The sequence below is a fragment of the Ammoniphilus soli genome, from assembly GCF_040813775.1.
The window spans coordinates 48,102-70,438 of record NZ_JBEGDL010000029.1 but is presented as its reverse complement, the minus strand read 5'-3'; the positions used below and the strand labels follow the sequence as shown (position 1 = coordinate 70,438).

The window sequence follows — 22,337 nt, the reverse complement described above, 5'->3', positions numbered from 1 at the left end:
CTTGTATGCCAAAAAGGCTTCCTTGTCGTATAATAGACACAGGGAGTCACCATCCAATCTCTTGAGTTTTGGTCGCACTTAACTTATTCGAGATTTGGGGAGGTACTCCTTTTTCTATGCTTGAAAACCCTTGAGCCACATAGGCTCAGATTTATGAAATTGATTCATATAGCTAAAATAAAAGTCTTTGCTAATTCAAATAAGCAAAAAAGACAGTTTCCAAGTCCCCCCATCTGTATGTCCGTTTCTGGACATTCTTAAATCGAATCCGCCTCAAAAGAATCTATGCAAAAACATAACCCCTACCCGTGAAGGCAGTAGAACCGACTCTAGATTCCAAAAAAATCCGAGCATAGGATAGGAAGATAAAAGTAGGTTTTTTTTTTCTATGAGAAGATAATTAAAGTGTAGTGTTCACCGTATTCAAACTGTAAAAATTGAGGTATTATTCCACATCACAGAATGTCCCTTCTGTGATGTGAATTGCGGTAGAATAGGATAACACATATTTATGGAAAGACGATAAGTCAAACAAAACACGTCACGGAAGGTAATTACGGCTTATGATCCGGAAGAGGACCGTCTTTCCGTTTGGAAAGACCGGTTTGTGGAATCGGAGATCCGGGGGGACCGGTCTCCGGATACCGAGAAAAAAATCATCCTGCAGCTGCAGCGCTTCATCGATTTTTTTCAGGATCGGTATGGTCATGAACGGGTAAGTGCCGTGGTAAAACGGGACGTCAAAGCCTGGCTGGACTTTTTGTATGACGAGGAAACCGGTCTGGGATTGGCAGCGGCCACGGTGAACAATCACAAAGCGCATTTGTCGCTCTTTATGGGCTGGCTCCATCAGCAGGTACCACATTTGCTGCCGGAAGACCCCACCAAGGGCAAAGGACTCAAGGATATTTTGCTTCCGGCACCGGAGCCGCGTGCCCTAACGGAGGAGCAGGTTCGATCCCTCAAAAACATTTGCGACCGGCTCGAACGGTTCCATCAACTGAAGGGACGTCGCTGGAAAGGACAGATTCCCCCATTGAAAAAACAGGCGCGGCCAAAACGGGATCGGGCCATTGTGTTCCTCTTACTCTCTACCGGTATCCGTCGGGAAATGCTGGTCAACCTGAACGTAGACCAACTGCAGCCCAATGATCCAGAAAAGTTGCGAGTCGCTCGCCGTGCCAGGCTGGTACGTGTTCGGGGGAAGGGGAGAACGGAGGCGGTCAAATACTTGAATGAAGACGCTCGACTGGCATTGGCCGACTATTTGGAATTGGAGCGCCCTCAAGATGTGGATCCTGATTCTCAAGCGTTATTTCTGACAGCCCTGGGGGTTCCGGATCGTAAGTCGGGTGGTCGATTGCACGTCCGGTCGATTAACCGGATCCTGGAACAGATCGGCGAATGGCATGATGCCGAGCAGCTCCAGCCGGACCGGCAGATTTCGCCGTTACGGCCTCATGATTTACGTCATACCTATGCGTTTCTTTTGTCTCAGGCCACCCAGGGGGATCGAACGATCTTGCAGCGTGAATTGATCCACCGTAATGAGCGTTATCTGGAAACCTATACGAATCCGCCATCGGAAGTAGCGGCGAAGATAGTGGAGGAACTTTAAAGAGAGGAAAAAATTAGTCCTCTTTAGAAGAAGGTTTATTTAAAAGAAGGAAGCGGGGTGAGAGAAATGGTTGTCCGCCGGCGTGGATATTTCCACGGTCGCCGAACTGGCCGGACACGCAGACGTCAATATGACTAGGCGTTACTAGTAAGCCGAGTTACCTAAAACTCGAAGAGATAAGTCTTTTGTATAAGGATTTTCTATTTTTTATAGATAGCAAAAGTCATGCCGATATTTCTAGTGAAAACTCGATACTTACTAACGGGATTCGATAGCGGGACAAACTGGCGACCATAAGGTTGCCAGTTTTTTTTGTTGCAATAATTGTTTTTTCTTCCGTAAAGGTAGGGTTCCATTAAAGGGTGTTTGTAAATCGATAACCACACCTTTATAAACAAAAAAATCAAGTGCTTTTTATGGCAAACCTTTTCTGAAAAATTCAACAAGTTGAATGATTTTAAATTAATTGGTTAAAATAAATAACGTACTTAACAAACATCTAAAACAGGGTAGGTGAAGAGATTGAAAGTTCATACTCGAATAGTAATTGAGGTAGTACCAGAGGTAAAGACAATGGTAAACAAAATAAAGCAAAACACTGGAAAATCCATTAAAGAAATTGTAGAAACATTAATTAGTCAAGAATATCAGCGAATTAATATGAAGTAGGAGATATTGGGCACAGATAAAAAGGAGGGTTTATAAGAACTTAGATAACATACTTGAAATCTTCTGAATTTATATCAGTATAAAAGTTGCCTGAAATTTAGGAATATCAATCGATAGATAGAATCATAAGCTGTAAACACCATTTTCATATTTTCTCTCGTGCACGAATGGAAAGAAGGGTCTAGCATGTTTTCTCGTAATAGGCGTATTAGAAAAAATAAAAAAATAGACAAACAACAGCAAATTGAAAATCGGCAAATTCCTCTTTCTTCAGATCTGAACCAGAATGTTCAAGGTATTCGTTCGATCTATGAAAATTGTTCAGATGTAGTGTTCCGATCATTTTTCATCGGCGGTATAAGAAAGGCTTTCCTTATTTATATTGAAGGGCTATGCAACACGGAGGAAATGGATGCAAGCGTGCTAACTCCTTTGATGGACGAAAGTGCTGGGAATCATGCCTTTCATGAGTTGCTGGAGAAGAAAATAACGGTTACCAAGGTGGAGGAAGTCAATACCGTTTCCGATTGCATTAAGTATCTTTCTATGGGAAGTCCAGTTTTATTGGTAGAGAATGAAAGCGAAGGCTTCGCATTCGGGCTCGCTAAATGGGAAAAACGATCTGTGGAAGAGCCATCTGCCGAATCAGTCATCCGCGGACCCCGTGAGGGGTTTACGGAATCTTTAGGTGTGAATACATCACTCTTGAGGAGAAGGATCCGAAGCCCCCAATTAAAAATAAAACCGATGAGAATCGGCCGGTATACTCAAACGGAGATTATCTTAGCTTTTATGGACGGAATAGCGGATCCAACACTGATTGAAGAAATAACCAAACGTATGAAGCGCATTGATATCGACGGGATTTTGGAGAGTGGTTATATCGAGGAAATGATCGAAGATAATCCCTATTCCCCTTTTCCCCAGATTTTGAATACTGAACGCCCCGATGTGGCTGTTTCCAGCTTGTTGGAAGGAAAAGTAGTCATTTTGGTGGACGGGACTCCCTTTGCTTTGGTCGCTCCCACTACGCTTTATTCGTTGCTTCAATCGAGTGAAGATTATTATCAGCGGTTCATAATAAGCACGGCGATCCGCTGGCTGCGCTTTGTCTTTGTTGTGATTTCTTTACTTCTCCCTTCGCTCTATGTAGCCGTATTGACTTTTCATCATGAGATGATACCCACTACCCTCTTTTTGAGTATGGCTTCTTCCCGGGAGCAAGTTCCTTTTCCGGCGTTGATCGAGGCCCTTATCATGGAGATTACGTTTGAAGCGCTGCGAGAAGCAGGGATCCGGCTCCCCAAACAGGTGGGTTCCGCCGTAAGCATTGTCGGGGCGCTTGTCATTGGTCAATCGGCGGTTCAAGCGGGGATCGTTTCCGCCCCGATGGTGATGGTAGTGGCCATTACGGGAATCGCATCCTTCACTATCCCTCGCTATACCGCGGGAGTTGCCCTGCGGATGCTGCGCTTTCCTATGATTTTCCTGGCGGGATCGTTGGGATTGATGGGGGTTATGCTGGGGATCATTTTTATCCTGATCCACTTATGCACCATACGATCATTTGGCGTTCCTTATTTGACTCCCATGGCCCCGATGAAATTCCGGGATATAAAAGACGTTTTAATAAGGGCCCCCTTGTGGAAGTTGAATACCCGCCCGCATTTAACAGGTCAATATAATAAGTACCGCCAGGCACCAAATCAAAAGCCGGATCTGGGAAAAGGGGGCGAATAAATCAGGGGGAAAAGAGGTGTAAAAACGTGTGATGAAAAAATGGCTATTGGTTTTCCTCGCTTTTTTGCAACCTATGATGCTTGCCGGTTGTTGGGATCGCGTGGAAATCAATGATGTAGCGTTAGTAACTGGACTCGGGATTGACCAAAAAAATGAAAAGACGATTGAACTTACCGCAGAGATGCATATTCCCAAAGCAATGGGAGGATCTGGCGGTGGAAACGGTAGTGGCGGGGGCGGACCTCAAACCTTTATAAGAAGTGGTGAAGGAAATACGATAGCCGATGCTATTTCGAACTTACAGGAAAAACTCCCCCGTGAGGTTTTCTGGGGGCAGACAAAAGTCATTGTGATTGGAGAGAAGTTAGCAAAAGAAGGCATCCGCGGGCCGCTTGATTTCCTGATGCGCCATCCCCAGCCTCGATTACGAGCACATCTGTTTGTCGCGAAGGGAAACGCCAAGGATGTGCTAGCCTTACATCCTCCTTTGGAACGGAGCCCATCCGAAGTCTTACGGGAAATGGCGGAGTCGGAAGTATTGATGGACGTCACTTTAAAGGACTTGATGCAGATGGTAAGCGGAGATGCACAAGCGGCAGCTCTTCCAATGGTCAGAATTCTTCCTCCAGAGGAAGGAACGGACCCGCTGCAGACCATTGCCTATATCAACCAGACCGCCATTTTTAAGAAAGATAAAATGGTCGGACAGATCAGCGATACGCTGACTCGTGGGGTGCTGTGGTTTAGAGATGAAATTAAGCAAGCGAATGTCAGCCTCAAGCCGAAAGAGGGAAAGGGATATGTGTCCACTACTCTGCTTCGTGCAAACCGTGAGCTGATCCCCAAGATCGAAGACGGAAAATGGAAGATGACCATAAAAGGCGTTACGGAAGATGACGTGATCGTGAATGAAAGCAATTTAGACTTAATGAACCCGGAATTTATTCAAATACTTCAAAAGGATTTAGAAAATGACATAAAACACCGTCTAAACTTAACGATCGAAAAAGTGCAGAAAGAGATGAAGGTGGACATTTTCGGCTTCGCTGAAGCATTCCATCGAAAATATCCAAAGGAATGGAAAAAGGCTAAAAAGGATTGGGATGAGATCTTTCCTTCGGTGGAGGTGACCTATGATATCAAGGCCTACATCCGCAGACCAGGCTTGTCAACGACCCCGCAAGGGTTACCGGAAGATGAGGTGAAGAAAGAGTGAAATGGGGGGCTGTATTCGGGATTACGGTCTTTGTCGCTTGTATGGTTCTGTATGAATGGCCACAAATGAACCCAAAGCAGAAAAAGGAAAGGGCGGCTTTTATAGGATTAACGGCAATGGGGTGGATGCTCGGGGTACTCTTGGTGTTCTTCCCTGATTTACCCGGTCCTACCCAGCTGTTTGACACGATATTTAAGCCGTTTGGGAAGATGCTTGATAAATGAAAGGATGCATATAGGGGAGGGGGATATAAATGATAGAGAAAGGTAGAATTTCTGCTTTGCAGATGTCGCTTTTGGTATATGCAAACATCATAGCCACAGCCATTTTGATCGTGCCGGGCATTACTTTTGGATATGCTAAACAGGACATGTGGCTTTCTCCTATTTTCGGTTCCCTCTCTGGCTTTTTTGTAGTATTTATTGCTTATCGATTGAACAAGCTTTATCCCACCGAGACGGTGATTCAATACAGTCAGCATATTCTTGGTCGAATTCCCGGAAAAGTGGTTGGTTTGGTCTATTTATTTTATATCCTCTATGGGGCTGGGTCAGGTTTAAGGCAGTATGGAGACTTCGTCGTAGGGACGTTTCTCAACGAAACTCCTATTATGATGGTGATGGGATGCTTGGCTCTGGCCAGCGCTTTCACCGTACGTGCTGGCCTGGAAGTGCTGGCTCGACTTTCGGACATGTTTGTCCCGATTCTCTTTATTCTCTGGTTAATTATTGTCCTTTTGCTCCTTCCTGAATTGGAAGTGAAAAATATGTTTCCCATCATGGAGGACGGGATCATGCCTTCGCTCAGAGGATCTGTTCCCCCATTCACATGGAATACAATATTCTTTCTTATTTTCTCCTTGCTTCCCTTTCTAGTCAACCGGGAACAGGGGATGAAATGGGGAGTGTTTTCCGTACTGGCTGTGATGGTGACCCTTGTCATTACCAATTTGGCCACTCTTTTTCTATTCGGTGGAATTACGGGCAGCTTCACCTATCCGGTTATGAGCGCTTCTCGGTACATAAGTTACGCAGATTTTTTTGAAAATCTGGAGGCCGTTGTCATGGCGATTTGGATTGGTGGATCGTTTGTCAAACTGGGATTATACCACTATGTGCTTGTCCTGAATACCGCCCAATGGCTGAATCTCTCTGATTATAAGCCGCTCGCCTTACCCTTTGGCTTGTTATTAACCTTATTTGGGATCTGGGTATCCCCCAATTTGTCGGAAATAGCCCATCACTTCAGAGTGACTAGCCCATTTGAAAATCTTACGATCTATATTATCATACCGGCTATCTTGCTGTTGATCGCTTTACTCCGGAAAAGAAATCGACAGAAGACCGGAAAATAGGAGTAGTTTTTTAGCCGGTATTTCTTAGAGTAAAAATTACCGGCTAAATTTCATATAAGAAATAGGTTAGCGTATGTTTTCCGCGTTTTGTTGGTACTACCCCTAGTCACGCATGAGCTTTTGAAATGCAATATTACTATTCCTTAAGCCATAATCAAGAGGACGCTGTTTCAAAAGTTCAAATAGCACGCTAGTAGATGGACAAGGGGGATAATATGTGCATATATGGAAGGGGGGTCCTTTGTAAGTCAAGTAGAAAATGATATGAAAGCCTCCATCTATTGTGAGATGGAGGCTATTTGTTCCTTTTAATTGACAGGATTCTTTATTAAGATATCTTTTATCTGGTTAACAGAATTAGCAATAAAAGTAGGATTATAATGTTTCAATTCTTCTAAAGAGCCATATCCGTAAGTCACTCCAATAGAATCGATACCCGTATTATTTGCCCCTATAATATCATACTTTCGGTCACCGATCATTATAAAGCCATCCCGTTTATGTTCCTTTAACTTATCAAAAATAAACTGAATTATTTCTGTTTTTGATGTTCTGGTTCCATCAAGATGACTACCTACAATAAGATCAAAATATTTATCAATGCTAAAGTATTCCAAAATTTGTTCAGCAAAAACTGTTGGCTTAGAAGTAGCCACAACCAAAATTTTCTGATGCTCTTTGAGCTCTTTCAAAAGCTCAGGTATCCCTGGAAATAATTTATTTTCAAACATTCCCTTATCCTTAAATCTTTCTCTATAATAACTGGTTGCTCTTTCTGTCTTTTCCCTATCTAAACCATAATATTTAGCAAATGAAACTTGAATTGCTGGTCCAAGAAAACATTGTAACATATTCAAGTCAGGTGCAGCCATGTTCATTTTCTGTAATGCATATTGAATTGATTTTGTAATGCCTTCTTTGGAATCTGAAAGCGTACCGTCTAAATCAAACAATATTATTTTGTATTTATTCATAAATTTACCTCCTTCTTTAGTTATTTGTACACACTGTTCAGTCTAAAGTAGCAAGTACTATGCCAAATCACCCTAGTTTAGACTAAGTAATTGTATCTGATCGGGGTGAGGGCTTTTTTAATTGTTTTTAACAAATTTCAATTTTTTAACTGTTTAATATATTAACGCTACAAAAAGGTCATGTCATTTTTTTGAACGCCTGCCTATAAAAAAACGAGTAAACAAAAGATTTTCTGTTGGCATGTATATTGCAATTACATGATTGTATATTTCATGCGAGGAGGAGAGATGACAGCAGGATATTTTTCAGAAAATGAAAGTGCTTACTCCGTGAGTCGGGGGATGAGAATGGAGTAATTGTAAATTTTCTTATCTCTAAAATTATGATGTACGAGGGTAATTAGTAAAGGAGATGTATCTCATGCAAAAAGCTTTGTCAGGCGTAAGAGTGCTGGGAGCAACAAGAATGTTAGCTGGGCCCTATGCCGAGCAGCTGCTAGCGGATATGGGCGCAGAAGTTCTACACATCGAACTTCCGGGAATTGGTGATGATTCTCGTCATTTTGCCCCCTTAATTAATGGGGAAGGATCTTGTTTCATTGCTTCGAACCGAAATAAAAAAAGCATTACCTTGGATCTTCGGAAACCTGAAGGGCAAGAGGTATTTAAGGATCTTGTCAAAATCTCCGACATTGTTATTGAAAACAACCGCCCAGGGACAATGAATAAATGGAACATAAGCTACAGTCATTTAAAGGAGATCAATCCAGCGATCATTATGACCTCGGTATCAGGGTTTGGCCAGACCGGCCCTTATGCCAATAGACCTGGCTTGGACATTATTGCCCAGGCAGTAGGAGGACTGATGAGTATGACGGGTGAACAGGGAGGTCCTCCGTTGCGTACAGGTAACGCACTTGGTGACTTTTTGGGTGGGCTTTTTGCCGCCTATGGAACCCTAACGGCGTTGTATTACCGAGAACAGACTGGCTTGGGTCAGCATGTGGATGCTGCATTGTTGGATGGAGTAATTGCCGTGCTGGAAAATGTCATTCCGAATTACACCGCTTTAGGAAAGATAACGACAAGAATGGGAAGCCGCCTTCCAGGCATTGCTCCCTACAACAGTTATATGGCGAAGGATGGGTACGTAGTAATTGGCGTATCATCCAATGTTCTCTGGGAGAGATTTGTTACGGTTTTGGGGCGTCCGGAATTGAAAGATGATCCAAGGTTTGCCTCGCCATCATTAAGAGTTACGAATGTGGAAGAAGTAGATGCCTTAACTCAGGCATGGGTAGGTGAACAGACGGTAGCTGACGTTGTGCAGCTGCTGAATGAGGCTGGGGTTACTTGTGCACAAGTTAATAGTGTAGACAAGCTCATTGAGGATCCGCAGGTGATAGCGAGGGAAATGGTTGTTGATATGGAACATCCGATAGCAGGAAGTTTCAAGGTTTCCGGAATAACCCCTAAGCTATCGTTAACCCCTGGAGTGATTGAGACGCCTCCGCCAACCTTAGGCCAGCACAACCAGGAGATTTATCAAGGACTCTTAAAGTACTCAAATGAAAAAATAAGAATGTTGACCGAAAAAGAAGTAATTTAAAAAACAATTAAATCATTTAGAGGAGTGAATGTAAATGAAAGCAGTAGTAAAAACTCGTCCGGAACCAGGATTTGTTGAAGTATTGGATGTGCCAATCCCCGAAATAAAGCCGGACGAGGTACTGATCAAGATTCATTCAACAGGTTTGTGCGGAACGGATATTCTACTATCCGATTGGGAGTATAAAGGGCGAAGCCCGGTTAACCCTCCTATCATTCTGGGTCACGAAGGAGCTGGAGAAATAGTAGAGTTGGGCAGTGCTGTAAAGCATTTGAGAGTTGGAGACCGTGTGGGCTTGGAGGCCTTGCTAGGATGCGGAAGCTGTCATTATTGCCGCAGGGGATACGTGAATCTATGCCCCAAGTGGAGGCATTTGGGTATTGATTTTAATGGTACGTTTGCCGAATATATCGCTTTTCCTGCAGAGGGAACTCACTTAATACCAGATAGTATTTCCTATGATCAAGCCGCCTATCTGGAGCCGATATCGATTGTTGTCCATGCCATGGAGACCAATCCGATAACTGTGGGAGATACGGTTGCTATAGTTGGTCCAGGTCCGCTCGGCCTGTTCACGCTTCAGGCAGCAAAGGCGGCGGGAGCGGGAAAGGTCATTGTAGTCGGTACATCTTCTGATGAGTACCGTTTGCAAATTGCTAGAGACTTAGGTGCCGATTACGTGCTTGACAGCGGCGATACGAATGCCTATGAAGAGGTGAAGGAATTGACGGGAGGAATTGGAGCGGATGTTGTGTTTGAAGCCGGCGGAAGACCTGCATCAACGGAGCAGTCGATTTTGATGGCGAGCGGTGCGGGTAAGGTATTACTGATGGGATTTGCCAAAGAAGCCCACATCAACCCACTGGTATCGATTGTTCGTCAGAATTTAATGATTAAAGGCGTAGTAGGCAGCCTGCCGCGTCATTATGAGACGGCGACGAGATGGCTGGAAACCGATACGGTACGGGTTGAGCCCATCGTTACTCATACATTTGGTTTTGAGGAAGCGAACAAAGGGATTGAACTTGCGAAGAAAAAGCAAGCCGGGAAGGTTATGTTCCGCGCGTAATGAATAAGGGAAGGCACTTGAAGGTTTGGAGGGTATAACTATGATGGTTCTTGATAAAATCTTTGAGGAAGAAATGTTGCAGGTTGTCAAAAAAATCACGAAAGAAAAAATTACGCCAAGAGCTGCTGAAGTGGACCGTACAGATGAATTTCCGCATGATTTAATTAAAATTTTAGGGGATAACGGACTCCTGGCGATGTCCTTGCCAGAAGAATATGGCGGTATTAATGCAAGCTACTCACTGCTTGGGATGGTGATCGAAGAGTTATGTAAAGGCTTGGCGATGATGGGCACAACGATGTTATCTACCCACGCGGTGATCCGAATGGTGTCTTTAATGGCACGACCGGATCAGTTGGAAAAATTCTATGCGAATTTAAGCAGCGGTCATAAGCTTTGTGCGTTCTGCCTAACAGAACCGCAGGCCGGATCGGATGCGCGAGCGATAAGTGCCACCGCGAAGAAGGCTCCGCAAGGGGGGTATATTCTAAATGGAACAAAGATTTTTGTCACCTTGGCTAAAGTTGCGGAATATTACCTCGTGTTTGCAAAGACAAATCCGGAGGAAATTTCAGCCTTTTTGGTTCATAAGGATAGCCCTGGGCTTCTCTTTGGAAAAACGGAAGAAAAAATGGGGTTGCACGGAAGTTCTACAGGAGATGTTATTATGGAGGATTGCTGGGTAGATGACGACGCGCTAATTGGCAAGGAGGGCGAAGGATGGAAAATGCTCTCGGAAATCGGAACCAGCATGCTGCGTTCGTGGGGGGCAGCTTGTATGGCGCTTGGAGTTGGGCAAGCTGCATTAGATTACGCTATCGAATATGCGAAAGAACGCAAGCAATTTAATAGACGAATTGGTGACTTTCAAGCGATTCGCTTCATGCTGTCCGATTGTGCTATGCAATTGGAAGCGGCACGTTGCCTTGTTCGAGAAACCAATCGACGTGTGGACCAGGAAGCGCCAAACATCTCCAAGGAGACCCTAGCCATGGTTTCCATGTCAAAATGCTATGCGACCGATGTAGCTATGAAAGTAACAACAGATGCTGTGCAAATATTTGGGGGTTATGGATATATAAGGGAATATACTGTAGAAAGGTTAATGAGGGATGCGAAGATATTCCAAATTGTCGATGGTACGAACCAGGTACAGCGCATGATTATAGGAAGCATACTTATGAAAGGTTAATAGGAAAAATTCAAAAACAACCATTATAAAATATGAAAAGGGAAAGTTTTCAGTTGAAAGCTTTCTCTTTTTCCACGAGAGGAGAAATGGAATTACGTGAAATATGAATCTGCGAAAATTATCATCATATCTGGGGCAAACGGTGGGATAGGGTTAGAAATAGCTAAAGCTTTCCTGCGAGAAAATTCTATTGTCATTCTTCCCGTTCATATAAAGGCTGGAAATATCCAAAAGTTATTGGACATCTATGGTGAAAATCGAGTTCATGTGATGCAGTTGGATCAAAGGGATCTGACCTCAATAGATAGTTTTATTGAAACAGTTGACAATCAATTTGGGCGTGTCAATGTGTTAGTGAACAATGCAGGTATTGTTCGCTTAACTTCTCTAGCGGACATGAGCGAGAATGTATGGAATGATACGCTGGAAACGAATGTAAAGGGTCCTTTTTTGCTCTCGCAAAAAGTTCTTCCACTAATGAAAAAAGCAGGGGGTGGGAGCATTGTCAACATTTCCTCGATATCCGGACATGAACCAACTCCAGGGCTGGGAGCCTACAGTACGAGTAAAGCGGGAATGATAATGCTGACAAGACAAATGGCAATTGAATGGGCTCCATATAATATACGAGTTAATGCTGTTAGCCCTGGACTCATTAGGACTCCTCTTACGGAAGACTTATATAAAAATGAACAAATTCATCAGCGGAGAAGGGAATTGATTCCTTTAAAACAGATCGGTACAGGAGAACAAATTGCCGATATCGTGTGTTTTTTATGTTCTTCAAAAAGTTCCTATATAACGGGTCAATCTATCGTAGCTGATGGAGGGCTAATGGGATCGGTACAAGCGCACATTCCCCGATAGTGAAATAAAGAAGATGAATAAAATGGATTACAAAATGATTATGACATCTGGTTACCCTGAGTTAACCTGCATGATACAAAAAATAGCATCAGAGCTAGGGTTTTCCGTCAGGATTGTAGAAGGAATTTTGTTTGAAGCTGCACAAGAAGTGTTGGAGCTTATTTCGGAAGGCGATTATGAAGTTATTATCAGCCGGGCAGGTACCGCTAAAATTCTTTCAGATATGACTGATTTACCGGTTGTTTATAGTGATTCAAGTGATTTTGATATCTTACATGCATTCATTCGTGCAAAAAAACTAGGAGATAGCATATGTTTTTTAACCTATCAAGAAGAGGGGTTTCCTTTTAACTTTGATAAAATAGAAGATATTATCGGTTTTGGGGTGAAGATCCTCCCATATAGAACATGGGATGAATTAGTTAAACAGATAAAAAGTGCAAAAGAGTTAGGTATGGATGTAGTGGTTGGAGGTGGTATTCGCGCCTCAGAAATTATAAAAAATTATGGAATGCATTGCATGCATATTACAGCAAGTGAAAGAACAATCAAGCGTTCACTAATTCGGGCACACCAAATAGCCCAAAACCGTATCTCTATCAAAGAAAAAGTAGAACAGTTAAACGCAGTTATCAATGTTTCTGAAGAAGGAATAATATTTCTGAATAAAGACCGTGAAATAAAGGCATGCAACCCGGCTGCTGAAAGAATTTTTGGAATAGAGGAAAAATCAGTGCTAAACAGAAGAAAGGAGATAAGCAGTCCTATTCTTCTAGAGATCTTGAATCGAGATGAAGTATCTGTTGGAAATGGAAGTTTTACTGTAGAGAACATAATAGTGACCTATGAGCCTGTTCTTGTTGGAAAGGAACGGGTAGGAACAGTAATTACTTGTCAAGAATTCAGTAAAATACAGCAGCTGGAAGATCAAGTTCGTCGCGAGCTTTATTCTAGAGGACTTTTTGCCCGCTATTCCCTAGAGGATATTTATCACTCCAGCAACAAGATGAAACAAGTAATTGAAACTGCTAGAGAATATGCTAGGACAGATTCAACCGTACTTATTATGGGGGAAAGTGGTACAGGTAAAGAATTAATAGCTCAAGGTATCCACAATGCAAGCAATAGAAAGGAAGGTCCTTTTGTTGCCGTAAACTGTGCCGCTTTTCCAGAATCATTACTCGAAAGTGAATTGTTCGGTTATGCTGAAGGTGCGTTTACTGGAGCGAAAAAAGGGGGGCGCCAAGGAGTTTTTGAGCTGGCCCACGGGGGAACGATATTTCTTGATGAAATTGGAGAAATTACCCCGAATATTCAGGCACGTCTATTGAGGGTGCTGCAGGAAAAGGAAGTCATGCGAGTCGGTGGGGACAGGGTTATTCCAATAGATATACGTGTAGTTGTAGCAACGAATCGGCAACTGTGGGAAATGGTGAAGGAAGGGAAATTTCGCTCTGATCTGTATTTTAGGCTCAGCGTTTTGCTTCTAGAGGTCCCTTCTTTATGTCAGCGTCGAGAAGATATTCCCGGTCTTGTTGAGCATTTATTCAAACGCTTAAAATCACCTATGATGTGGAATGATCTGCCTAAGCTGTTTCGTGATTTTCTGTTATCTTATGAATGGCCGGGTAACGTAAGGCAGTTGGAAAATACGATTGAGAGATATCATTTGCGGGTAAAAAAACCGGATCAAGTTTATCCTTTTGTTCAAGGGGTATTAAGAGAAACAAATGGTGACTCGAAGGATATTTCCGCTCCTCATGAAGGATTACTTATTAAAGATGGAACCATGGAAGAAATGGAAAAGCAAATTATCCGCCACATGCTTGAACGGTATAATCATAATAAGACACTTGTAGCTGAAAAGCTGGGCATTAGTCGGGCGACACTTTGGAAAAAAGCAAATGATTAGTTGTTGGAGATCCACAGGAAGGCAAGGTGGATCTCATTTTCTTTAAGAACGTGTTCTGCAGATAAATAATATATTGAAAGTTCTAAAAAATAAACATTGTTCAATTTTTTGAATAATATTTGTACAGTATCATTCTCTGATTATTGATATTACTGCGTTTGTTAGTTGGCATCCTTTTTGCTTAATTAAAAGGTATAGGAGGTGAAGCGAAGGCAGGCTGAAGAAGAAGCTAAATTCAAAATGAAATCGCTTTTATAAATACTTGCTTGATTATTCGGAGGTGCCGTAATGAAGAAAATGAGAATCGCCGTATTTGGATTAAATCATGGGTACAAGTTTGCCAGTGATGCATTGAAAATTCCGGGAGTTGAGCTTGTGGCTGTAGCAGGCGATAACGAGCTATCGGAAAAGAGAGCTCGCGAGCTCAATGTTCCCTTGTATAAAAATTACAAGGATCTTATCGGAGAATGCGATTTAGATGGTGCGATTATAACCCTGCCTAATCAGCTGCATAAAGAGGCAGTAGAAGCGTGTGCGAATAAAGGACTGCATGTCTTGGTTGAAAAACCAATAGCTTCAACGATCGAAGAAGGAGAGGAAATCATTCAAATTTGTGCCAAAAATCAAGTTAGATTGATGGTTGGGCATCATCGTCGTTTTTCCAGTAAGGTTGCAAAATTAAAAGAAATCATTTCATCGGGCATGTTAGGAGAGATTGTTGGCGTGAATATGCTGTGGGTACTTGCCAAGGATCGGCCGTATTTTTCCGAGGGTTGGAGGCTTGTCCAAGGGGGCGGACCCCTGCTGATCAATGGCATTCATGATATTGACACCCTGAGGTATGTAACCGGTTTAAATATTGATAGTGTTTATACTGCTGCCCGCAATAGTATTAGAAAGAATCAAGTAGAGGATTCTGCTTCAGTTATTTTAGAAACGAAGGAAGGAGCTACCGTGAACTATTTTATTTCTGACGGAGTTCCAGCACCTTGGTCCTATGATGCCAATCTAAAAGAAAACCCGAAATTTGCCCACTATGATGAGAACTGCTTCTACTTTTTTGGGACAAAGGGAAGCTTATCTTTTCCTGATATGAAGATGTATTTCTATGAGGAAGAGAATTACGGTTGGGAGCACAAATTGGTTGTGGAACAATTTCGTGTAGCGGATAACGACCCGATGACAGCGGAATTAATGCATTTTATCGATGTCATGAAGGGAGAAGCCGAACCTTTGGTAACTGGGGAGGACGGCCTAGAAACGTTAAAAGTCATTGAGGCGATCCGATTATCTGCTAATAGAGGGCAGAAAATTACAATGAATGGGAAAGTAATAAATCGAATATACAGATAATTATAAATGGTATTTTTATAATTAAAATACTAAGGGTTCTGTGAAACTGGGAGGATGTATTAGTTTCTAAATAATTATAAAAAATTCTCTAAAATGAAAAGCATTCTATCTGGAATTATTATTAGTACTCTGTTAGCTTCCACTTTGACAGCATGTGGTTCACAGGATACGGGTTCTGCAACTACTACTTCCGGAAATACCGAGAGCAGCGATGTTATCCGAATTGCCCATATCGGTCCCTTTAGCGGAAATGGTGTGTCATATGGAACATGGGATAGCCTAGGAATTGAGATGGCAGTGGCTGAGGTAAATGAAAAGGGCGGCATTCAAGGCAAAAAAATAGAAATAGTCAAGATCGATGATCAAGGCAATCCCACCGTTTCTGTTAATGCAGCACATAAGGTAATCAATGAAGGGGTCACAGCTGTATTTGCTACACCGCTGAGCACAACTACCTTAGCCACGCTGGAAGCTTTTAACCAAGCAAAGATTCCTCAATTGTCAGCAGGACAAGGAATTGAAATCACCACCAAAGGAAGTCAATACATTTTTAGATATAATGCCAGCAGTTCAACGTTTACCAAAACATCGGCGGACTACCTCGTAAATAAGCGGGGATTTAAAAAGATTGCAATCATCACCAACTCGGGTGCTTTTGGACGAGGGGAGCACGATACATTTACTGCGGAATTAAAAGCAATGAATGTCACCCCAGTAGCCGATGAAGTGGTTACCCCTGATGCTAAAGATTTCTCGGCCCAGCTATCAAACATAAAAAATGCAAATCCTGATGCGGTCTATATTGGAACTGAAGACATTCAAGGTGGATTAATTACTAAGCAAGCTAGAGCTCTAGGGATAACTGCACAAATTGTTGGCGGAGCTTCGTTTGCCACGGATGTGTATGTGAACACGGCGGGAAAAGAAAATGCGGAAGGAACCATCTTTACCACAACGTATATTGACGATGACAGCGAAGAAGTGAAAGCGTTTAAAGAAGCCTATAAGAAAAAATATGGAAAGGAAGCGGAAGCCCCTTCCTTTATTGCAAAGGGTTACGACGGAGCAAAGATATTAATTGAAGCATTGAATAAGGCCTACCCCAATTTGGATGGAGAACATATTCGCAGTGCATTATTGGATTTAAACTATGATGCTCTGATCGGCAACTTTGACTTCAATGAAACGGGAGAAGGATTAGAAAATGCTCAGCTCGGCATCATTAAAGATGGTCAATTCAAATCTTTAGAGTAAACCTAGAAATGCTCTTATAAATTATTCAGAAGCTTTAGCCTACTACCCTGGATCTATTGAAAAGCCATAAATAATAAGGGGGATATTACATGTTAAATAAAAATCGCAGAGGTATGAAAAACATCGTAAAAGGTATTCTTTTCGGCAGTCTATTAGCAGCCACCTTGACCGCATGCGGTTCACAGGATTCTAGTAGTTCTGCTGGTTCTGCAGGTTCATCAGGATCTTCTGCCGAGAGCAGTGATGTTATCCGAATTGGGCAAATTGCTCCATTCAGCGGAAATGCTGCATCGTTTGGTATTTGGGATAACAATGGTCTGATGCTGGTGGTGGATGAAGTCAATGCAAACGGCGGGATCCAGGGCAAGAAAATTGAAGTCATTAAGATGGATGATCAAGGGAATCCAACGCTTGCTGTAAATGCAGCACAAAAGCTGGTTAATGAAAACGTGTCTGCCGTTTTTGCTACACCGCTAAGTACAGCTACTTTGGCGACTATCAATGTCTTTAAAGAAGCGAAAATTCCTCAATTGACAGCTGGACAAGACCCTGCTCTGACCTCAAAAGGAAGCGAATACATTTTTAGATATAATGCTAACAGCCGGGCCTATACCAAAACGACAGCGGATTATTTGGTAAATAAGCTGGGCATGAAAAAGATTGCGATCATTTCCAATTCCGGTGCATACGGAAAAGGAGAGCTTGATTCTTTTACGGCCGCTTTAAAAGAATTGAATGTGACACCAGTTGCTAGTGAAGTGGTTGCTCCGGATGCCAAAGACTTCAGTGCTCAGTTAACGAATATTAAAGCCGCCAATCCGGAAGTACTTTACATTGGTTCGGAAAATATCCAAAGCGGATTAATTGTCAAGCAGGCTAGAGCCCTTGGATTAAACGCACAGATTGCCGGTGGTTCTGCCCTTGATCCGATCTATATTCAAACTGCAGGGAAAGATGTGGCCGAAGGAACGATCTTTACCACACAGTATATCATCAATGCCAATGAGGAAACGAAAGCATTTAATGAGGCTTATAAGGAAAAATATGGCGAGGAAGCCGAGTTCCACGGTGCCAAGGCATACGATGGAGCGAAAATGTTAGTCGAAGCGTTGAATAAAGCTTATCCAAACTTGGATGGAGAATCAGTCCGCACTGCACTGAGAGAAATTACCTACAAAGGTTTGACTGGAGAATACAAGTTTGATGAAACAGGAGAAGGTACGGATAGAGCTCAGATCGGGATTATTAAAAACGGACAGTTTGAAGCAGTAGATTATTAAGGAAAGGGGCAAATCTATGAATGGAACCGTTTTAATTCAAAGTTTAATAGGCGGGCTGGGAATTGGCAGCATTTATGCATTAGTGGCATTAGGATATTCCTTGGTTTATCGGGCGATGGGGTTGGTTAATTTCGCCCATGGAAATATCTTTATGGTGGGAGCGTACATCGGGACTGTATTCTTTGTCTCGATGCACACCAACTTCCTCGTGGCTATCTCCGTTTCCGTTATTTTAACGGCCTTGATTGGTATGGTCATCGAAAGGATTCTGCGCCCGCTCGGGAAAATGGATCTCACATACATGATGCTGGGAACATTGGGAATTGGGATTGTGCTGCAGAATCTGGCCATTATTATTTGGGGTCCTACGGGAATAGCTGTTCCTTATCCCATTAAAAATGAACCATGGATGATTAATGGAATCTCCATTTCACCTTATACCTTGGTTAGTATAGCCGCTGCTGCTTTGGTAGTTATTGTATTAGAGCTGTTTCTTCATAAAACGAAGATTGGTTTAGCGATGCGCGCTTCCGCACAGGAGCGGGAAATGTCATTGGTGTTAGGTATGAATGTAAACTTGATGAATGCCTTAACTCTAGGTATCGGTTCCGCCCTAGGAGCTATTGCCGGGGTATTAGTAGGTCCTGTCTTCTATGTTAGTCCGGAGATGAGCAGTTCTGTAGGAATTAGCGGATTTGCTGCTGCTATTCTAGGAGGATTTGGAAGTATACCGGGTGCGATTGTAGGGGGACTCATCTTTGGGGTTCTGCAAACCGTAGTCGCAATCAAAGTTTCTGCTTGGAGTCAAGTCATTGCGTTTCTAGTTTTTGTTCTCGTTTTAATCTTTAAGCCATCAGGAATTGTTGGGGAAAGGGTGGTGGATAAAATATGAGTCGAGCAAATCTGGCTCCGCATTTAGAACCGAAAGTGACCTTAGAAACAAAGGCTATACCTGTCCGCAAAAATAAAAGCAGCTTATGGATTAGTTTAGCGATAGCAGCGGCTGCTCTGCTTCCCTTAGCATTGAATAACTACCAAATTCATATTTTGAATTTGGTAGTCTTGTACATGATTTTAGCAATCGGCCTGGATTTAACCATAGGGTACTGTGGACAGTTGAATTTGGCGCACGCTGCTTTTTACGCGGTAGGAGCTTATACTTCTGCGATATTAACGACGATGTATGAGTTTAGCTTTTGGACAGCTTTACCGTTCTCTATGGCCATTAGTGTGTTTTTTGGAATATTAATAGGACTTCCCTCATTAAAAGTGCGCTCTCACTATTTGGCCATAGCTACGCTGGGTCTATCCATTGCGGTAAATGAAGCGATTGTAAATTTGGAATACTTTACAGGTGGTCCCGTAGGAATCTCGGGTATTCCCAAACCCTCCTTTTTTGGAATCGCGCTGAATAATGAATTTAAGTACTATTATTTGGTACTTGGTATCGGTGTCGTCCTCTTTTTATTTGCTAGATTGCTCGTTAATCATGGGATTGGACGCAGTTTTCGAGCTGTTCGGGACGATCATGTGGCAGCTCAATCGTTAGGGATTAATATCGCTAAGCAGCAAATCTTAGCGTTTGCTTTATCCGGATTATTTGCAGGGATCGGCGGATCCTTATATGCTCATATGCTTGCCTATGTGAGCCCAGATACCTTCCATTTTGGCGAAATGATGTTCATGCTAACCATCGTGGTTATCGGAGGGATGGGCAATATTTACGGATCTATTACGGGAGCTTTGATTCTGATTGTATCCCGTGAATGGCTGCATCAGTTTGAAAATTGGCAGCAGGTTCTATATGGAACTATGATTGTTATATTAGTCGTCTTCATGCCGGGAGGATTAGTAAGTGTTAAATCTCTCTTTCAAAAAAGGAGAAAATCGAAACTGCATACGGTGAAGTAACGTCACTTTGAAAGGCTGGTGCTCAATGGATATATTGAAAATTTCTAATGTTACACGGGAATTCGGCGGACTGGTGGCCATCAATGATGTCTCATTTACGGTGAAAAAAGGATCAATCCATGGTGTAATCGGTCCAAATGGGTCGGGAAAAACGACGCTGTTTAACGTAGTTAGCGGACATTATAAACCTACTCGCGGAGAGGTATGGTTTGATAATCAGCCCATTCATACCTTACCTCCTTTTCAGGTTTGTCGGTCTGGTTTAGCACGAACCTTTCAAAATTTACGTTTGTTTAAAAAAATGACCGTTCTTGAAAATATTTGTGCCGTGCTGGACCGTACATCCGGAATTCATATATGGGATTATGTGCTTTTTCCCCAACGAGTCCTGCAAGCAGAAAAGGAAACGATTGCAAAGGCAGAAAAGCTTCTGGAAGACTTCGGATTAAGCGAGTGGCGGGATGTTCAATCGGACAGCCTTCCCTATGGAGTTCAGAAACGAATGGAGATCGCCAGGGCATTAGCCACTGATCCAAAACTGCTGCTGCTGGATGAACCGGCAGCTGGACTGAATCATACAGAAACCGATGAATTATCAGCGATTATTGAATATATTCGTAATGATTTAGGGATTACGGTTGTTTTAATCGAACATGACATGAAAATGGTGATGTCGATCTGCGAGAAGATTTCGGTCTTAAACGAAGGTCAGCTTTTGATTGAAGGTACTCCGGATGTGGTTTCGAAGGATAATAAAGTCATCACGGCCTATCTAGGGGGGGAATGGTAATGCTGGAAATCCAAGATCTCAATGTCTTTTATGGGAAAGTTCATGCCGTCAAGGGAGTAAGTCTATCGGTCAAGAAAGGAGAGCTGGTCTCCCTACTAGGAGCCAATGGAGCAGGCAAAAGCAGTATTTTGAAAAGCATATGCGGATTAACAGGGGCTAAAAGCGGTCAGATCCAATTAAATGGTAAGAATATCTCCAATTCGAAGCCGTACCATTTGGTCAAAGAAGGGTTAGGGTATGTACCGGAAGGCCGAAAAATCTATTCTCTGTTGACCGTGAAGGAAAACCTTATGACAGGAGCCTATCACCGTAAAGACCGTGAAACGATTCCAGCTGACCTGGAACGTGTGTATGAACATTTTCCGATTTTAAAGACGAAGGCTGAAGTGCTGGCAGGTAATCTGAGCGGTGGTCAGCAGCAGATGCTGGCCATGGGACGGGCGCTCATGACAAAGCCCAAATTCCTCATTCTGGATGAACCCTCCATGGGTCTTGCCCCCAGTGTGGTAGGCCAGATATTCCAGATTATTCAAACGCTGCGAAACGAAGGAATGACCATTCTTTTGGTAGAGCAGAATGCTTTCCATGCATTAAGTATTTCCAACCGGGCGTATGTACTGGAAACCGGAAAGATCGCCCTGCAGGGGAATGCAGAGGGGCTGAAAAATAACAATCAGGTAAGAGAAATTTATCTTGGTATGTAAATCTCCAAGTCTATCATTTTAGGAAGCTCCCTTTCTTGGGAAGCTTCCTAAACTATCACATTTCTTTTGAAGAGAAGGTGTAGGATGCTGAAAAATAAGGTTGCTGTTATTACCGGTGCCGGATCAGGAATAGGGGAAGTCACGGCCCGATTATTCGTGAAAGAGGGAGCGAAGGTGGTTATTGGGGATATTTCAGATTCAGCAAAAGTAGTGGTGGAAGACCTAAGAAATATGGGGAGAGATGCTCTTTTTGTCCATTGTGATGTGACCGATGAAGCAAGTGTTCAAAACTTAATGGAAACAGCCTATGGAACGTATGGTAAGCTCGATATTTTAGTGGCTAATGCGGGTGTTCCTGAAAAAAAGGGACCTGTTCATGAGCTGGTGTTTGAGGATTGGCAAAAAGTGATTGATATCAACCTTACGGGAGTGGCTATAACCAACAAATATGCTGTTAAACAAATGCTGAGAAATAAAGGCGGAGCCATCGTTAATATGGGTTCTATCTTAGCTCATGTAGGACAAGCCAACAGTACGGTCTACTCTGCGACAAAAGCAGCCGTTGTAAACTTTACCCGTTCTCTAGCTATTACCTATGCTCAACAAGGAATCCGCATTAACAGCGTTTCCCCTGGATATATTGAAACTTCTTTGATCGCACAAATCCCAGCAGAAATAAGACGAGAAATGGTAGGGAAGCATCCTATCGGCCGCATGGGAAAGCCTGAAGAAGTGGCGAATGCCATTCTGTTCTTGGTTAGTGATAAAGCATCCTTTATTACGGGGGCATCTTTAGCGGTAGATGGAGGATACACCGCACAATAA

General features: G+C 42.8%; 21 protein-coding genes. 19 read left to right on the top strand and 2 right to left on the bottom strand.

What is annotated here, in order from left to right:
• Window positions 1–541: 541 nt before the first annotated feature.
• Window positions 542–850: a hypothetical protein gene (locus ABLT31_RS30395; protein ID WP_367758768.1), complete on the bottom strand. Its 309-nt coding sequence runs from the start codon at window positions 848–850 to the stop codon at window positions 542–544.
• Between the two features lie 122 nt (window positions 851–972).
• Here ABLT31_RS30395 and ABLT31_RS30390 point away from each other — a divergent pair, with 122 nt between their 5' ends.
• The 6 genes from ABLT31_RS30390 (at window position 973) to ABLT31_RS30365 (ending at window position 6,597) form a co-directional block, all read left to right on the top strand.
• Entirely contained in the window at window positions 973–1,152 is a 180-nt protein-coding gene (locus tag ABLT31_RS30390; RefSeq protein WP_367758767.1) for a hypothetical protein, read from the top strand.
• Window positions 1,076–1,618: a tyrosine-type recombinase/integrase gene (locus ABLT31_RS30385; protein WP_367758765.1), complete on the top strand. Its 543-nt coding sequence runs from the start codon at window positions 1,076–1,078 to the stop codon at window positions 1,616–1,618. The genes ABLT31_RS30390 and ABLT31_RS30385 overlap by 77 nt, the downstream gene beginning before the upstream one ends.
• 855 nt (window positions 1,619–2,473) lie before the next feature.
• Window positions 2,474–4,027 (top strand): spore germination protein, encoded by a 1,554-nt coding sequence (locus ABLT31_RS30380; RefSeq protein WP_367758759.1) that lies wholly within the window; start codon window positions 2,474–2,476, stop codon window positions 4,025–4,027.
• Between the two features lie 31 nt (window positions 4,028–4,058).
• The gene (locus ABLT31_RS30375; protein ID WP_367758763.1) at window positions 4,059–5,243 is read left to right on the top strand and encodes a Ger(x)C family spore germination protein; all 1,185 of its coding nucleotides are present in this window, start codon (window positions 4,059–4,061) and stop codon (window positions 5,241–5,243) included.
• The gene (locus ABLT31_RS30370; RefSeq protein WP_367758757.1) at window positions 5,240–5,467 is read left to right on the top strand and encodes a hypothetical protein; all 228 of its coding nucleotides are present in this window, start codon (window positions 5,240–5,242) and stop codon (window positions 5,465–5,467) included. Before ABLT31_RS30375 ends, ABLT31_RS30370 begins: the two co-directional genes overlap by 4 nt.
• A gap of 29 nt (window positions 5,468–5,496) precedes the next feature.
• Complete coding sequence (locus ABLT31_RS30365; RefSeq protein WP_367758755.1) at window positions 5,497–6,597, top strand: GerAB/ArcD/ProY family transporter; 1,101 nt, start codon at window positions 5,497–5,499, stop codon at window positions 6,595–6,597.
• 308 nt (window positions 6,598–6,905) lie between these two features.
• Here the strand turns inward: ABLT31_RS30365 and ABLT31_RS30360 are convergent, their stop codons facing one another.
• Window positions 6,906–7,571: an HAD family hydrolase gene (locus ABLT31_RS30360; protein ID WP_367758753.1), complete on the bottom strand. Its 666-nt coding sequence runs from the start codon at window positions 7,569–7,571 to the stop codon at window positions 6,906–6,908.
• Between the two features lie 412 nt (window positions 7,572–7,983).
• On the opposite strand from ABLT31_RS30360, the gene ABLT31_RS30355 reads away from it, so the two are divergent.
• The 13 genes from ABLT31_RS30355 (at window position 7,984) to ABLT31_RS30295 (ending at window position 22,337) form a co-directional block, all read left to right on the top strand.
• A complete protein-coding gene (locus tag ABLT31_RS30355; RefSeq protein ID WP_462976553.1) occupies window positions 7,984–9,180 on the top strand; it encodes a CaiB/BaiF CoA transferase family protein in 1,197 nt (398 codons plus the stop codon).
• A 34-nt stretch (window positions 9,181–9,214) separates the two neighbouring features.
• Window positions 9,215–10,249 (top strand): zinc-dependent alcohol dehydrogenase, encoded by a 1,035-nt coding sequence (locus ABLT31_RS30350; RefSeq protein WP_367758749.1) that lies wholly within the window; start codon window positions 9,215–9,217, stop codon window positions 10,247–10,249.
• Between the two features lie 40 nt (window positions 10,250–10,289).
• Window positions 10,290–11,441, top strand: a complete 1,152-nt coding sequence (locus ABLT31_RS30345; RefSeq protein ID WP_367758747.1) for an acyl-CoA dehydrogenase family protein — start codon at window positions 10,290–10,292, stop codon at window positions 11,439–11,441.
• 96 nt (window positions 11,442–11,537) lie between these two features.
• On the top strand, window positions 11,538–12,308 hold the full coding sequence (locus tag ABLT31_RS30340; RefSeq protein ID WP_367758745.1) for an SDR family NAD(P)-dependent oxidoreductase: 771 nt from the start codon (window positions 11,538–11,540) through the stop codon (window positions 12,306–12,308).
• Window positions 12,309–12,321: 13 nt separating this feature from the next.
• On the top strand, window positions 12,322–14,220 hold the full coding sequence (locus ABLT31_RS30335) for a sigma 54-interacting transcriptional regulator (protein ID WP_367758743.1): 1,899 nt from the start codon (window positions 12,322–12,324) through the stop codon (window positions 14,218–14,220).
• A 288-nt stretch (window positions 14,221–14,508) separates the two neighbouring features.
• The gene (locus tag ABLT31_RS30330) at window positions 14,509–15,573 is read left to right on the top strand and encodes a Gfo/Idh/MocA family protein (protein ID WP_367758741.1); all 1,065 of its coding nucleotides are present in this window, start codon (window positions 14,509–14,511) and stop codon (window positions 15,571–15,573) included.
• A 93-nt stretch (window positions 15,574–15,666) separates the two neighbouring features.
• A complete protein-coding gene (locus ABLT31_RS30325; RefSeq protein ID WP_367758739.1) occupies window positions 15,667–16,827 on the top strand; it encodes an ABC transporter substrate-binding protein in 1,161 nt (386 codons plus the stop codon).
• A gap of 89 nt (window positions 16,828–16,916) precedes the next feature.
• Window positions 16,917–18,107 (top strand): ABC transporter substrate-binding protein, encoded by a 1,191-nt coding sequence (locus ABLT31_RS30320; RefSeq protein ID WP_367758737.1) that lies wholly within the window; start codon window positions 16,917–16,919, stop codon window positions 18,105–18,107.
• Between the two features lie 16 nt (window positions 18,108–18,123).
• Window positions 18,124–18,999, top strand: coding sequence for a branched-chain amino acid ABC transporter permease (locus ABLT31_RS30315; RefSeq protein WP_367758735.1), 876 nt, complete (start codon window positions 18,124–18,126; stop codon window positions 18,997–18,999).
• A complete protein-coding gene (locus tag ABLT31_RS30310; protein ID WP_367758733.1) occupies window positions 18,996–20,018 on the top strand; it encodes a branched-chain amino acid ABC transporter permease in 1,023 nt (340 codons plus the stop codon). Before ABLT31_RS30315 ends, ABLT31_RS30310 begins: the two co-directional genes overlap by 4 nt.
• Before the next feature lie 25 nt (window positions 20,019–20,043).
• Window positions 20,044–20,808, top strand: a complete 765-nt coding sequence (locus ABLT31_RS30305; RefSeq protein ID WP_367758731.1) for an ABC transporter ATP-binding protein — start codon at window positions 20,044–20,046, stop codon at window positions 20,806–20,808.
• On the top strand, window positions 20,808–21,512 hold the full coding sequence (locus tag ABLT31_RS30300; RefSeq protein ID WP_462976552.1) for an ABC transporter ATP-binding protein: 705 nt from the start codon (window positions 20,808–20,810) through the stop codon (window positions 21,510–21,512). Before ABLT31_RS30305 ends, ABLT31_RS30300 begins: the two co-directional genes overlap by 1 nt.
• Before the next feature lie 84 nt (window positions 21,513–21,596).
• A complete protein-coding gene (locus ABLT31_RS30295; RefSeq protein WP_367758727.1) occupies window positions 21,597–22,337 on the top strand; it encodes an SDR family NAD(P)-dependent oxidoreductase in 741 nt (246 codons plus the stop codon).